Raw genomic sequence first — 15,669 nt, 5'->3', positions numbered from 1 at the left:
TCATCGGAGGTCTTTCATGGAAGCAAAAGTATTCTTGCTGATAGGACTAATATTAGCTATGAGTGTACTAATTTGGATGTACTTCAAGAATAAAAATTTTAATTCAAAGGAAGTATCCATTTTTGACGATAAAAGAAAATCATATAATGATGAACAGCTATGGGAAATATGGAGTGCTAATACTGGCAATATTCAAGAGTACAAACCTTCAACTTCGATTAAGATAACTGATGGTTTAAATGAACAAATTAATAATATTATAAGTTTAACTCCACAGGCAAAAGAAATAGTACAAAAAGATAAAGAAATAATAATCCATTTTAAAAATGATGTGATTAATAAGATAAAATCTGGCGAACTAAAAGTTATGAAAAAGGGAAATTCCTTAAATGAGTTTAGACCACTCGCAGTAGATGGTAACAACAAAATTCGTGGTCAAGGTTGGATAGAATTAAAAGATGCAAAGAAATTAAACCCAACCCAACTTGCAAATGTTGCATTAGGTGCAATGACAGTTATTACCGCTCAGGAACATTTAGAAAGTATAAATAAACAACTAACAAAGATTGACAGTAAAGTAAATATGTTATTGAAACATTTAAGTTATGAAAAAATAGGGAAGATAGAGGGTAGTCTTAGGTATCTAAGAACCATATTGTCTGAGGTCCAAGAGAACTCAAAATTTCAATCGGTCCATTATAATAGAGTGGAGAATATAACCCATCAGACTTATAATGAAATTCATATGCTGTTCAGCAATATTAGGGATATTTTAAATGAAGTAAATAATGTAGAAATGAAGACCATTTATAAAGCAGATATACAAGTTGATTCCCTAAAAGATATAAGTAATAGATATGAGCAAACTATGCATTTATGTCTTGGTTTTTTAGAAGTATTAAATGTGTGTTTAAATTTAAAATTAGAAATAACCCCCATTTTATCATCTAATGAAAATCGAATATCCGATGTTGAACATTATTTAAATGAATTAATAAAAATTGAAAGTAGGTTTATGAAGTATTTCAATGAAAAGATCGATTCTATAGGTGTGAAATTCAATATTAGGCTAAAACGAGCGGAATATATTGAAAAAAGAAAAAAAGAATTAAATAAACAGTTAGACTATTTACGAGAAAAAATGAAACAGGAGATAATTAATTTTAAACAAAGCAAGGACAATTTAAAAAAAGATACAAACTTTTTAAATGAATCAGTTGATTTAAAAATTGATTATGATACAGGTGGAAATATCTCAGCAATCTACAAACTAGAATCACCTAGTTGAAACGTAAAATTTTTAGAAAAGCATGGGGACGGAGCTTTTGCTTCATATTTAAGCGGCCGAACCGTCCCAGTGCTTTATAAACCAATCTATCCAAATATCCGATCAACAACAAGCTTCCCACGAAAATAAACTCGCTGAATACTCTCTACATTCGTGACCTCTAATCCAGGGATGCCGTCTGCTACTAAAAAGTTAGCATCCATGCCTTTTTGTAACTTTCCAAACTGATCCCCTTTTCTTAAAATAGTAGCTGGGTTTGCCGTCAACAATGCTAGTGTTTGATTTTCATCATATCCGTTTGCTTGTAATCGTTTCATTCCGGGTTGGGCAATCAGCATGAAAACATCCGGTCCTCGTAATGCTTGTGTTTTAAATGGCAGCCAATCGACTTCGGGGTAAGGTGGTAAATAGGCGTCGGTTGCGATGGAGACATCGATATTATTCTCAACTAACTTCACTATATTTTCTGGTGAATTCGGTTCCGAATGTGTTCCGCCCATTGGAGTTGCGACGATTTTTGTGCCTTGTAATTTCGCTTTTGCAATTTGTTCTTCCGTAATACCATGTGCATGATGCAGAACGTCAACACCCGCATCCAGTGTCATATCAATTGCTTCTTCACCGGCAACATGCACACCGATTTCCTTCCCTTGTTGGTGGAAAATCCTGACTATTTCTTTTAGTTCGTCAAGGGTGTAGATGATTTCCCCTGCCCGTGGTACATCAATTGCTGTAAAGTTTGCTGGTGTTGCATTAACAAATAAATTCTCACCCGGGTAATCATTCCTGCTTGCCATATCCTTTACCAGCTGTGGATTGGATAAATCCGATTGCCTGACACTTTTTGCACCGGTGATCGATGTGAAGTGGGCTAATTCGTTAAACCCAATTGAGATACTCGTTGCGGCAAACGTCATATCCATTGGAAAATCTTTTACTGCATTCCGATAATCGTTAATCGAAAAAGCGCTCTTGGGATGCCCACATACCTGTTCACCAAGTGCGGTTATGCCGGAGGTTAAGGCGTGTAACAGTAGTGCTTTGCCTGCCATAAAATGCGTTTCAGCTGTAATCGGGTAAAGAGAACCCGGCGCGAATTCCAAAAGATGTGTATGACAATCGACCAAAGACGGTGTGACCACCAGATCGGAATAATCAATGACACGAAGAGAAGGGAATTGTTGATGGAGTGTATCCCAATCCCCAACCGCCTCAATAATACCATCCCTAACCATCATTGCCCCATCATAAATGGTACCTAGACTGCTTACGGTTACTAATTTTCCTGCACGAATGACATATACATTATCCATTAATTAAGCCCCCACCAAGAAAGGAGTTAGGAAATACCCAAGTAAACATGCAGTCGCAATTCGGATTACCATTCCGACCAAAGCGGCGTAAATGACTTCTTTTTCATGCAGGTCAGACGCCTCCGCCCAGATTGCAGGTGTTTGCCCAACAATGACGTAGATTGGCAGGCCGGAGTTTGCCAGGACAAAGCCACCGACAATTAATGCCGGATCAATAGTAGTTGCCAGTTCAGCCATTTGTGCTACCGCTAATGTTGGCGCGACCAGAAAGGAGACAATTCCTGTGTCAGGTTCAATGCTAAGCATAGTAAAGATGGTTGCCATGCTTCCTTCAATCGGGGCCCAAACCCCAGAGAATTTCAGAATTCCGATTAAAATAAATACGACAGTGACAGCTGGGATAATCACTAACAATAGTAAACTTGTTCCTTCTTTAGCAGAGGAAAAGATGGTATTTAAAAATGTCGTTTTTGGTGTAAATCGTGGTAATTCATGAAGGGTGACTTTTTTCGTATCGCGGTAAATGGTTTTAGATAAAAGGAAAGGTACAACAATTAAAGGTGCGAAAATGGCTAAAATAATGAGTGGAAAGGCATTTATCCCAAAAACGGATAAAGCAATGAGCCCTAATACAAAAGTTGCGAATGATTGTGGTGATTGAATCATAGTCGCCACCGCTATCTTTTGCTCGGCTTTCGTAGCCTTTGCTTTCACAAGGATAGGACCCGCAATTTTACCAGCCGCGTTGATATCGCCAAGAATATTATAAGCACTCGGAATAACAACGGCCGGATTCACCTTGAACAATTGCAAAATCGGCACAATGAGCCGGATTAACCCATCCGTAAAGCCAAGGCGCTCCAATACACGTCCCACAATTACACTGACAATGACAGCAATTCCGACTTCACTCGTTAAAAAGGTATCCACAACAACTGGTTTTACCTCTTTGATAATGGTATCAAAAAGCTTAGAAAGTGAGTCAGGCGCTAGGAAAAGCAGTACAAGTGAGATGATAACAATGGAAACACCAATTATTTCATAAAGATGCCACTTCGAACGATTCTGAGGAACTTCTGAATCACTTTTTTCTTCATCAACCATGGAGCATACCTCCCATACGTTTAGACGTTTGGTATAGGCTATGTTCATGGGTGAAATGTGTGTATGCCTATGTGGGGGGGTGAATGTTGTTGTTTTTTACATTTCTGTTCAGGAGGCATGAGAATTGTCCCGTGGTTCTAATAATGTATTTCGGGGCGATTTTCAAAATTAAGTATTGCTTCACTAAAGTGGACCCCATTGTCAAGACACTAATTTTATAAAAATAAGGTGGGGTCATTAGTTGTGTCCCTTCCCATCTTGTAGACCACGCCTTTCCTGTGCCAGGTTCTGTCAAGGGCGTACTTTCCCTTGACGGGTTCTGGCATAGGAAAGATAATCGTTCCAAGATGGAGGGGCAATGACCTACTGAAAATAAATGGATGCTGGTGTTTTATAACCTAATGACTGATGCGGGCGGTCACAGTTATAAAGCCCCATATAGTCGCGAATATTTAGTCTTGCTTCTCTTGGCGTGCCATAATCTTTTAAATAGACTTCTTCATACTTGAGGCTTCGCCAAAAACGTTCTATCATGATGTTATCCAATGCGCGACCTTTACTGTCCATACTGATTTGTACGGATGGATGGTCTTTTAAGAGATTAATATACTTTGGACTGGTAAAGTGACTGCCCTGATCACTATTGAATATCTCAGGTGTTTCTATGGTTAATGCACGCTTAACAGTATCCAATACAAAGCTCATTTCAAGTGTCTGGTCTAATTCCCAACTGATAATATAACGGGAATACCAATCGATAACAGCTGTTAAATACATCCAGCTATGCTGTAATTGAATATACGTAATATCAATGCTCCAGACTTGATTGGGACGGGTAATATTCATTCCTTTCAGCAGATATGGATAAACACGGTGCTGCAGATTGCGCTTACTTAAATTGGGACCGGGATAAACTGCTTGAATGCCCATTTCACGCATGTGACGCTGTACTCTTTTGCGGTTGATGTTCACTCCTTCAGCCTTTAATTTTTCAGCAATCTTGCGTGATCCGAAATATGGAAATTTCGTATAAATCTCATCAATCCGGTGTTTCATGGCTACCTCTTCAGGTGAAGGCTCAACCGGTTTGTAATAAAGACTGGTACGATTTAAGTTCAACAGTTCGGCTTGTTGGGTGATGGGAAGTTCAGCGTCTTCCCATTCCACCATCTCCATGCGTTCCCGTCTAGTCGTGGTAGATGCCAGATTTTTTTTTGAGCCACGACAATTGCGTGGTCAATTTCCCAACTTCTGCATAAAGGTTTTCCAGCTGTTTTTCATAATCTGCTTTGATTTTTTCCTGATCCCTGTTTTGCTTCTCAAACACCTGTGGCATTTCCTGCAGGAAGTGCGTTTTCCATTTATGCAGCTGGTTCACATGTATACCATGTTCCGATGCAATCTGACTCATTGGTTTTTCTTCCTTCAAGATTTCCAACACGATTTGAGATTTGAATTCGGGGGTGTATCTTTTTCGTTTCATGTACCTACCTTAACATCTCCTTTTTTCGTGTCTAAAATCTTGGGTCCATTATACACCATGCAACGAACATTGATTTGAATAGGTTTCAAATGTATGATTAAGGTAGTATGATAATGTGTTTACATACCGAGATGTTTTGAATGATTATTGATTGTGCAAGGATGAATCTGGAAGCCAAAATCTTGCTTGGCAAGCACCCGATTTGAAAGAATTGTAGAAGCGTTTAGTTTAATCATCTGGAACAAGCGTGATGGATATTCATCGGGAAACTAATGTTGCGAGACGTGCGATTTATTCAGTTAAAAAGAGCTAGAATTTGATGAAGAGGAGATAAGTTAATGGTTGCGAACTTTCAAGATAAAGTAAGTTTTATATGGTCGGTTGCTGATATATTAAGAGGTCCATATCGTCCAGAAAATTATGGGGATGTTATTTTGCCAATGGCAGTTTTAAGAAGATTTGATGCAGTCCTCGCGGATACGAAAGAAGCTGTATTAAAAGAGAATGAAAAATATCAATCATTACCAGAGTCCACAAGGGACGAAATATTAAATCGTACTGCTAAACAAGGCTTTAATAATACGAGTTTATTTGATCTGAAAAAGCTATTGACTGATCCAGATAATATTGCGGATAACCTACGTGATTATATTCAAGGATTCTCGAGCTCGGCACGTGAAATATTAAATCAATTTAATTTTGATAATGAGATTGACAAAATGGATGATAATAATCTGTTGTATCTTGTTATAAAACGCTTCTCGGAAATTGACTTACATCCTTCCGTTGTATCAAATATGGAAATGGGGTACATTTTCGAAGAGCTTATTAGACGTTTTTCCGAACATGCAGAGGCGGGCGATCACTATACACCACGCGAGGTGATTCGTTTAATGGTTCATTTATTGTTTTTTGAAGATGACCCGATTTTAAATACACCAAGTGTCACGCAAACACTTTATGACAGTTGTGCTGGTACGGGCGGAATGGGAACTGTAGCCGAAGAATATATTAAGGAGCAAAACCCGTCTGCACATTTAGAGTTTTTTGCGCAAGAGATTAACGGGGAATCGTACGCGATATCAAAAGCAGACATGCTTATTAAAGGTCATGATGCACGCAACATTAAAATGGGCAATACATTGTCAAATGACCAGTTTAAAGACGCTAAGTATGACTATATGATTACAAATCCACCATATGGAGTAGAATGGAAACCAGCGAGAGATGTGGTGGAATCAGAACATGAGGATCTTGGGTTTAGTGGACGTTTTGGTGCCGGTTTGCCACGAATAGGGGATGGACAGCTGTTGTTCTTACAACATCTTGTATCAAAAATGAAACCTGTTACAGAAGACAATCCAAATGGTTCACGTGTAGCTATTATCATGAATGGTTCTCCTTTATTTACAGGTGATGCTGGAAGCGGCGAAAGTGAGATTCGTAAGTATTTATTTGAAAATGATCTAGTAGAAGGGATTATTGCACTTCCTAATGAATTGTTTTATAACACAGGTATTTCCACATACATATGGATCTTAACAAATCACAAAGCAGCCTATCGATGTGGCAAGGTGAGGCTCGTGAATGCGGTTGATTATTTCTCAAAAATGCGGAAGAGCCTGGGGAATAAGCGTAACGAAATTACAGAAGAACAAATCAATGCGATTGTACAGTTGTATGGTCAAAACACTGCTGATGAGAACGTGAAAATCTTTGATAATGAGGAATTTGGATATTATCGCGTCACAGTGGAAAGACCACTTCGTTTAAACTTCCAAATTACAGAAGAACGCATCCATCGGTTAGATGATGAACGGACGTTTCACAACTTGGCTAAGTCTCGGAAAAAAGGAGAAGCAAAAGAATCAGAAATAGCACGTGGGAAAGAGCAGCAAGATACAATTAAGCGTGTTTTAATGGATATGCAAAGTGAATTCGTGTATACAAACCGAGAAGCTTTTATTGATTTAATCAAAGAGGCATTTAAAGACACGGATGTTAATTTGCGTGCACCGCTGATAAAGTCAATTTGGACAGCCTTGTCGAAGCGCGATGAAACGGCGGAACCTTGTATGAAGAATAAAAACAAGGTGGAGGCAGATTCAGAATTAAGAGATACAGAAATTATTCCCCTATCAGAAAATATTGAGGACTATTTTAAACGTGAAGTCCTGCCACACGTACCAGATGCGTGGATTGATGAAGATAAGACTCGTATTGGCTATGAAATACCTTTCACACGTTATTTCTATAAATATACAAAATTACGCCCATCTAGTGAAATTAAGGCGGAGATTGAAGAACTTGAAGCTAGTATTGTTGAGAAGTTGAAGAAGGTGATGGAATGAATAGAAAGTTGAAGCCTTATCCGGAATATAAAGATAGCGGTGTAAAGTGGATAGGTAAGATTCCTCCAGAATGGAACTATTTAAAATTAAAAAGGATTGTATCAGTAGAATTAAGTAATATAGATAAAAAGTCGAGAGAAAATGAAATTGAAATTTCACTTTGCAATTATACAGATGTATATTACAACAATACAATTACGTCAGAATTAAATTTTATGAAAGCTACAGCAAAACAGTCACAAATTGATAAATTTAAACTAAGAAAAGACAATGTTTTAATTACTAAGGATTCTGAGACACCGAATGATATTGGCGTACCAACATGGGTATCCGCTGATTTGGAAAATGTGATTTGTGGGTATCATTTAGCGCAAATTAGGCCATCAAAAAAAATAATGGGAAAGTATCTATTTTATATGCTTGCTTCAACAACACTAAATGAGCAATTACATTCGCTAGCAAATGGGGTCACTAGATATGGGATTTCAAAAACAGATATAGAAAATAGTTTATTTCTTGCGCCAAAACTAGAAATACAAAGAACAATTATTAATTTTTTAGATCAAAAAACATCCGAAATTGATGCACTTATTGCAGATAAAGAAAAATACATTTCTTTGCTAGAGGAAAAGCGGCAAGCTGTGATTACGGAAACAGTCACAAAAGGACTTGATCCAAATGTCAAAATGAAAGATTCAGGTATCGAGTGGATAGGGGAAGTTCCAGAGAATTGGGTAAAATCCAAGTTGAAATTTATTTCTAATCAAATAATAGACGGAGCTCATAGCACGCCAACTTATATTGATGAGGGTATTCCCTTTCTTAGGGTAACGGATTTAACAAAATCTAAGGGAGAGGATTTGCTTAAAGGTGATGTTAAATATATACCTTTGGAAGAACATAGTCAATTAATAAAAAGATGTAAACCAGAAAAGGGGGATTTATTATTATCAAAAAACGGTACAATTGGAATTCCTAGGGTAGTTGACTGGGATTTTGATTTTAGTATTTTTGTAAGTCTTTGCTTGATAAAGTTTAAAAAAGAAAAAATTAATCCATATTATTGCAGTTATTTTTTCGAAAGTAATTTAGTGGACCAGCAAATCGCGTTCGGTGGTAAAAAAAGCACGATTGTTAATCTACATTTAGATAAAATAAAGGAATTTTTAATATTTTTACCTCCTATAGACGAACAAGACCTAATAGTTAATTTTTTAGGAAATAAGGCAAAAAAATATGATGATTTGATAAATGATATGAAAAAACAAATATCTAAATTTAAAGAATACCGCGAATCCCTCATATTTGAAGCTGTCACAGGCAAGATAGATTTACGAGATTACGGAGAAGAAACTAAATCTTTAGTAGCGGAAAGAGGTGAAGCATATGGCGATTGATTATACAGAGGAAGGTCTAGAAGCGAACATTGAAAGAAGCTTACTTGAATCTGGTTATAGGCAACGCCGGTTGGAGGGAGAAGCATTAAATGTTTTCCAACAACACGCGATTGACGTGGAAATGCTTTTTGAATTTCTGCAGAAAACACAGCCGAAAAAGATGGAACGGTTAAAAACAATCTATAGAGATAAATTTGAGAAACGTTTTTTACATCGTTTGGAACAGGAGTTAAACCGTCGTGGTGTGAACGACTGTATCAGGCATGGAATCAAGGACCATGGTGTTTCACTCCGACTTGTTTACAATAAGCCGCCAAGTAAATTAAATAAAATGCTTATTGAAAACTATAAAAGCAATATTTTTACTGTTTGCCGACAAGTCTATTACAGCAGTAAACATAACAATAGCTTAGATATCGTGCTTTTTATAAACGGGCTGCCTGTCGTTGTGTTGGAATTGAAAAATCAGTTTACGGGTCAAACAGCGGAACATGCCAAACGTCAATTTAAAAAAGATCGTGATCCGAAAGAACTTTTGTTTCAGCCTAAAAAACGAGTTGCTGTTTGTTTTGCTGTCGATACCGATGAAGTGTGGATGACAACCATGCTCAATAAAGAGCAGACATTCTTTTTGCCATTTAACCGTGGCAATCAAGGTGGGAAAGGGAATCCTGTTATTTATAATAATTACCGTACGTCCTACCTTTGGAACTCCATTTTACAAAGGGACAGTTTACTGGATATCTTGTTCCGTTTTGTCTATATCGAGAAAAAAGATGTGAAAGATGCGACAGGAAAAGTGATAGATGAAAAGGAAATCGTTATTTTTCCGCGTTATCATCAGTTAGATGTCGTACGTAAAATCGAACAAGATGTGCAAGAGCACCATGTAGGAAACAATTATCTTGTGCAGCATTCCGCTGGTAGTGGGAAAACGAACAGTATTTCCTGGCTTTCCCATCGATTGGCAAAAGTACATGATAAGAACAATGATGCAATATTTGATAGTATCATTGTCATCACAGATCGCCGTGTGCTTGATAAACAACTCCAGGATGCAATTTATCAATTGGAACATGAAGCGGGTGTTGTTCAGAAAATTGATGAAGATTCTAATCAACTTGCAGAGGCCATCCAAAATAAAACACGAATCATCATTACAACCCTGCAAAAGTTTCCTTTTATCATTGAAAAGGTTGGTCAGTTTGTTCGTGGGAAGTATGGCATAATCATTGATGAAGCACACAGTTCGCAAGGCGGAAAAGCTTCCACAGCGATGACTAGTATTTTATCAGATAAGTCACTAGAAGATGCCTATGAGGCTGACAAGGTGATGGAAGAAGAACTGAATGATACAGAAGAAAAGATTGTGGAAACGATTGAAAAAAGCGGGAAACAGGATAATATTTCATTCTTCGCTTTTACTGCGACACCAAAGCCAAAGACAATTGAAAAATTTGGCACGCCTAATGCAGATGGCATACCTGAGCCTTTTCATACCTATTCGATGAGACAGGCTATTGAAGAAGGTTTCATTTTGGATGTATTGCAGAATTACGTCACCTATGAAACATTTTATAAAGTGGAAAAGAGCATTCTTGAAGACCCAGAAGTTGCAAAACGAAAGGCTGCAAAGGAAATTGCCCGTTTTGTTTCTTTACACCCACATAGTATTGCACAAAAAACGGCAATCATCATTGAGCATTATCGACAGGTGACACAACACAAGATTGACGGAAAAGCAAAAGCAATGCTGGTTACACGCAGTCGATTACATGCCGTTCGTTATAAACGGGCGTTTGATGATTATATTAAAAAACAAAACTATGATGATTTAAAAACACTTGTCGCATTCTCTGGTACAGTTGATGACGATGGTGTTCCATATACAGAGGCCGAAATGAATGAGATTAATGAGGCGGAACTTCCCGATAAATTTTCAACAGATGAATACCAAGTGTTAATCGTTGCTGAAAAGTATCAAACAGGTTTTGACGAACCATTGTTGCACACGATGTATGTGGACAAGCCATTAAGCGGAATTAAAGCAGTACAAACATTATCGCGCCTGAACAGGACATGCAGAGGAAAAAGTGATACGTTTGTACTCGATTTTGTCAATGATACTGAAACAATTCAAAATGCTTTTCAGGATTATTATGAGGTAACGGGACTAAATGATGTAACAGACCCGAACATTTTATACGATTTAGAATATGAACTTGGGACAATGCAAGTATATACAGAGTCTGAAATCAACGCAGTAAGCGAACTTGAATTTAACGGGAAGTTAAAAGATAAACAGGCACAAGCAAGATTAAATCCAATCATTGATCAAGCTGTTGATCGATTTAAAAATAAATTGGATGAAGAGGATCAAGATCAATTTAAAAGTCTTGCAACAAAATTCATCCGTACATATGCATTTGTGCTGCAAATAGGTCCATTCACGGATGTGGCACTGCATAAACTGTATGTGTATTTGAATTACCTGTTAAGAAAATTACCTAAAAAACCGAATGAACGTGTATATTTAGCAGATGATGTTGCCTTAGAATATTACCGGAATGAAAAAGTATTTGAAGGGAACATTGGATTAGAGCAACAAGGACAAGTGAACTTAGATGGGCAACAACATGGTGGTAGTGCCAGCAGACCAGAAGAAGAAAAAGAGAAACTGTCATCTATCATTGAACGGATGAATGAACGATTTGGCACAGAATTTGACCCACAAGATAAACTATCCCGAGATCAATTAGTAGAAGACATGGTGCAAGATGAGGGCTTGAAGGAAAGAGCCAAAAATAATTCAATGGATAACTTTGCATTTACGTTTGAGGATCGTTTTATGGACTTCCTGATTGATCGAATGACAGATAGGAACTTCTTCCAGAAGATGATGGAGAATGAGGAGCAGCGTACATTTCTTATGAATGAGATGAAGGAAGAGGTTTATTATCGGTTGAGGGAACAGTGAAGAAGGACCTCCACTCACTCTTCAGTGGCATCGAATATGGTGAGGTTTTGAAGAAACAGACTTTTACTTCGGCAAAATTAAAGGGGAGGTTAAAATGAAATTAAAAAATATTAAAATAAATAATTTCCGTAACTTTAAGGAAGTAAGTTTGGACTTGGATAATAAAAATATTATTTTTGGAAGAAATGATTTTGGAAAAACAAATTTTTTATATGCACTTCGCTTTTTGTTTGATCCAACCGTCAGAAAAAATGGCTTTCAAATAACTGATTATCATAAACGGAATATTGATGAAAAAATTATAATTCAAGTTGAATTAGATATAAGTGAACAATGTGACGATAATGAATTTATTAGAGCAAGGGTGAAGGGAGCAACCTCTTTTTCAGAAGATACATTAATAATCCAGATTGAAGGTGAATTTGATCAAGAGAAACAAATAGGAAATCCAGTATTAAAATGGGGTGGCGCAATTGATGAGATGTCACTTATTACACAAAAGGGTATTATATCTTCGTTGGATAATATATTCGAAGTAATATACGTTAGTCCAAATATATCCCCAACTGAATTGTTTAAAAAGCACAGAACACTATTGTATAAAGAAACAAAAACTGATAATACAGACAAAATCAATAGGGCAATAGAATTTTTAAATACAGTTATAAGTCAGGACAGTAGAGTTCAGCATGTTAATAGTCAATTAACTGAGAAATATAAAGAAATTAGGAGTGAAAGTGTACAAATAAAATTACAATCGGAACATGAAGTAAGTGGAATATTTAATCATTTAACACCGTATATTCATGATGAAAATCCGGCAGTAGAAGAATTTCTATATCCAACAGCTGGAGACGGTAGACAAAAGATTTTAGCATATGCACTTACAAATTTAATTGAGGAACTAAAAATTGAAGAAAAAGCGGATAAAAGAATATCTATTTTTCTAATGGAAGAAATCGAAAATAGTTTACACCCAACTATGCAACAAATTATATCACGTAATTTATTTTACAAAAATAAGGATTTATACCCGTATTTATTTGTTACTACACATTCGGAACATATGTTTACATATGCGGATGAAGTAAAGTTAATACGAATATACAAAGATAAAGAAGGATTTGTGCAAAATAACTCAGTATTTTTTTTAGTGCCTGAAGAATATAAGGGTACTAGAAAAATATTCAATGAAAAATTAGCAGAGGCATTATTTTTCGATAGAGTGTTGTTAGTAGAAGGTATGTCTGAAAAAATCCTTTTTGAGTACATTATTGAAAAAATGATTTATGAGGTCGGATGTATAGATTTTAATGTAGTTGAGGAAATAAAAGTATTAAGTATAGAAGGAATAGGTTTTGAAAGTTACATTAGATTTTTAAATGAACTAGGGATAACGGCATTAATAAAAACTGATAATGACATTAAAAAAATTAATAATGAAAACAAAGTTACATTACTTGGGATAAGAAGATGTCAAAAAATGAACGCCATGATTAACGGTGTAAGTAATGATAAATATGGCTTAGCTGAACCATATCAGTATTGCACAGGCTTGAATTATGAATCTATCAGTGATCGAAATAAAGTAAAACATGAGGTATATAAAACATATAAAAGTGAAATAGAAAAATGGGCAGATAATGGAATATACTTGTCAGAAATAGAACTTGAAGAAGATTTATATGCCGCACTACCTGAAGATCATATACATAAACTTCCCTTTAGTAATTTTATTACTCATTTACAAGACGCAAAAAAGAAAAATATGAATGAATACGTTAATAATTACTTAACTACAGATATAGCTAAAACAATTTTTTATGATGATCGGTTTAATTGTCTGAAAAAATTAGTTGGGGTTGACGAGTATGATTATTGATCAAAATACAAGAGACGAAATATTAGCTAGTAATCATCCACATTACTTAATATCGGCAAGTGCAGGTTCCGGGAAAACAACGATTTTAGTTGAAAAGGCTTTCGCTGTGATAGAAAAGAAACTAATCCAACCATATCAACAAATAGCCATGATAACATTCACTAGATTGGCCACAAGACAAATTAAGGATAAGGTAAAAGAGTTGCTTCCTATGGAAAGTACTGATAACAAACATTATTTGAAGGCGATTAAGGTTATAACTACTGAATCTTTTATTTTATCTGAAGTAATAAAGCCTTTCATAAGAGATGCTTTTGGAAAAGAGTTTCCAAGCGGGGAGGACTTCGTTCAAAATTACAATAATATTTATAAATTTGATGACTTCGATAAAGGATTATCGCAAATGAAGGGACAAAATGTGATTGGAAGTTATAGGGATAATAATAAGAATTTTACATATCAATTAGGTTTAGAGATTTTAAAAAAGTCCTTAAATGCACAAAGATATTTGAAAGCGCGTTTTCAGGTTGTTATGGTCGATGAATATCAAGATGTAGATTATGATATGCATCATTTGTATATGTATTTAAAAGATGAATTAAAAATTCGTTTAGTTATTGTTGGAGATTTAAAGCAAATGTTGTATGGCTTCCGAGGTGCTGATGCCGAAATCATGAAAAGTTTAGAAGATGATTATGAATTTAATAATTATCGTTTAATCCATAACTTCAGATCCCATTTATCAATTGTAAATTATAGCTATCAATTTTTTGAACAAAGCCTTGATATACCCCATGAAGAGAATAGAATTAGGTATTATTCGAATTTAGACGTTTTGAAAAATATTAATATGTTTATAAGTGAACCAAGCACAAAAGACGATACCTTTGTCTATTTATTTGCTAGGAGAAATCAGTGGGGTAGAGAAAGAACTTATTGGGAAAACAAGGGTTTTGTTTTTATAGACAAGACTCCCCTAAATTCGAGTTATCCAAATTATGAAGTGTTGGAGCCGGTTTTAAAATTATATTTTGATTCCAGTCATTATAATATTTATAGTATGTTGGACGATTTAGATGTTGAAATTAAGAGTTCAACGGTTCGTAAAGCTGAACTTCTTCAAGAAAATCTAAATATCGACACAATAAAGGCGCTGAAACAAATTGAAGAAATAACGGACAGGAATCTCTTGGAGGTAGAAAAACAAAACTTTTTTGAAACCCTAGATAAACAGTATAGTGTAAATTTTATAGCTGAAAAACCTAAGAAGCTAGCACTAACTATACATAGTGCAAAAGGATTGGAATTTGAACACGTTTTTGTAAATGCGGATTCGTTTTTTGATTTCCATAATAATTTTGCTAAACAAAATCATTATGTTGCAATTACTAGAGCTAAGGAAAGTTTGCATATTGTAAAGAATGGGTTATATGAATCGGTATTGAATGGATTAGGTATTAATAATTCAATTTAAATGGTTGCTCGCTATTTGATGTTGGGAGCATAACCAACAGATAGAATCGAAGTCGGTTTGACACGGTGCTTCTGCGGGCATGATTCACGGCCAAGGCGCCAGTATCAAAGGATATTGGCTCACACATAATACGTTATCATGCCTGCCTCTTTGTATAAAACCTTGAAAATAGCAATAAAGCAGAGACATTGCGTCCCCATCTGTATGAACGATTTTGTAATGACACAAATTTAAGCTTTTTCTTTTCAGATAATCGGGGTGACGAACAAAGTGATCTTGACATTTTAAATATGTTTGCTGAACGATAAGGATAATTTTATTTTTAGCTAAAAAAACTAGATTTGCTTTACTGAATGACAATTATCATAAATTTATTCTTACACTGTATTGAAAACGTTAA

At 35.7% G+C, this 15,669-nt stretch carries 9 protein-coding genes and 1 pseudogene; 7 read left to right on the top strand and 3 right to left on the bottom strand.

Annotated features, from left to right (window positions below; genetic code table 11):
• The first annotated feature begins 16 nt into the window (after positions 1 to 16).
• Entirely contained in the window at positions 17 to 1,288 is a 1,272-nt protein-coding gene (locus tag HUX68_RS12635; protein WP_174615174.1) for a hypothetical protein, read from the top strand.
• A gap of 86 nt (positions 1,289 to 1,374) precedes the next feature.
• Here the strand turns inward: HUX68_RS12635 and HUX68_RS12630 are convergent, their stop codons facing one another.
• The 3 genes from HUX68_RS12630 to HUX68_RS12620 all read right to left on the bottom strand — a co-directional run bounded on the left by HUX68_RS12630 (position 1,375) and on the right by HUX68_RS12620 (position 5,188).
• Positions 1,375 to 2,601: an amidohydrolase family protein gene (locus HUX68_RS12630; protein WP_174615173.1), complete on the bottom strand. Its 1,227-nt coding sequence runs from the start codon at positions 2,599 to 2,601 to the stop codon at positions 1,375 to 1,377.
• 3 nt (positions 2,602 to 2,604) lie between these two features.
• Positions 2,605 to 3,705, bottom strand: coding sequence for a hypothetical protein (locus HUX68_RS12625; protein WP_174615172.1), 1,101 nt, complete (start codon positions 3,703 to 3,705; stop codon positions 2,605 to 2,607).
• Positions 3,706 to 4,068: 363 nt separating this feature from the next.
• A protein-coding gene (locus tag HUX68_RS12620; RefSeq protein ID WP_174613712.1) for an IS3 family transposase occupies positions 4,069 to 5,188 on the bottom strand; the annotation gives its coding sequence in 2 pieces (ribosomal slippage) (positions 4,069 to 4,921 and positions 4,920 to 5,188; 1,122 coding nt in all).
• A 338-nt stretch (positions 5,189 to 5,526) separates the two neighbouring features.
• On the opposite strand from HUX68_RS12620, the gene HUX68_RS12615 reads away from it, so the two are divergent.
• The 6 genes and pseudogenes from HUX68_RS12615 to HUX68_RS19615 form a co-directional block, all read left to right on the top strand.
• The gene (locus HUX68_RS12615) at positions 5,527 to 7,539 is read left to right on the top strand and encodes a type I restriction-modification system subunit M (protein WP_174615171.1); all 2,013 of its coding nucleotides are present in this window, start codon (positions 5,527 to 5,529) and stop codon (positions 7,537 to 7,539) included.
• Positions 7,536 to 8,936 (top strand): restriction endonuclease subunit S, encoded by a 1,401-nt coding sequence (locus HUX68_RS12610; RefSeq protein WP_174615170.1) that lies wholly within the window; start codon positions 7,536 to 7,538, stop codon positions 8,934 to 8,936. Before HUX68_RS12615 ends, HUX68_RS12610 begins: the two co-directional genes overlap by 4 nt.
• Positions 8,926 to 11,913 carry a type I restriction endonuclease subunit R gene (locus HUX68_RS12605; RefSeq protein WP_174615169.1) on the top strand — a complete coding sequence of 996 codons (2,988 nt, stop codon included), beginning with the start codon at positions 8,926 to 8,928 and terminating at the stop codon, positions 11,911 to 11,913. The genes HUX68_RS12610 and HUX68_RS12605 overlap by 11 nt, the downstream gene beginning before the upstream one ends.
• A gap of 94 nt (positions 11,914 to 12,007) precedes the next feature.
• The gene (locus HUX68_RS12600; RefSeq protein WP_174615168.1) at positions 12,008 to 13,795 is read left to right on the top strand and encodes an ATP-dependent nuclease; all 1,788 of its coding nucleotides are present in this window, start codon (positions 12,008 to 12,010) and stop codon (positions 13,793 to 13,795) included.
• Positions 13,785 to 15,269: a UvrD-helicase domain-containing protein gene (locus HUX68_RS12595; RefSeq protein WP_174615167.1), complete on the top strand. Its 1,485-nt coding sequence runs from the start codon at positions 13,785 to 13,787 to the stop codon at positions 15,267 to 15,269. The genes HUX68_RS12600 and HUX68_RS12595 overlap by 11 nt, the downstream gene beginning before the upstream one ends.
• Positions 15,270 to 15,445: 176 nt before the next feature.
• Positions 15,446 to 15,577: pseudogene (locus HUX68_RS19615) on the top strand (DUF6037 family protein); the annotation flags it as partial.
• Positions 15,578 to 15,669: the final 92 nt, after the last annotated feature.

The organism is Virgibacillus ihumii, from assembly GCF_902726655.1.
In the GTDB taxonomy this organism is placed as follows: domain Bacteria; phylum Bacillota; class Bacilli; order Bacillales; family Amphibacillaceae; genus Lentibacillus; species Lentibacillus ihumii.
Note: the sequence above shows the minus strand (reverse complement) of the source record. Positions and strands in the feature narration are given on the sequence as shown.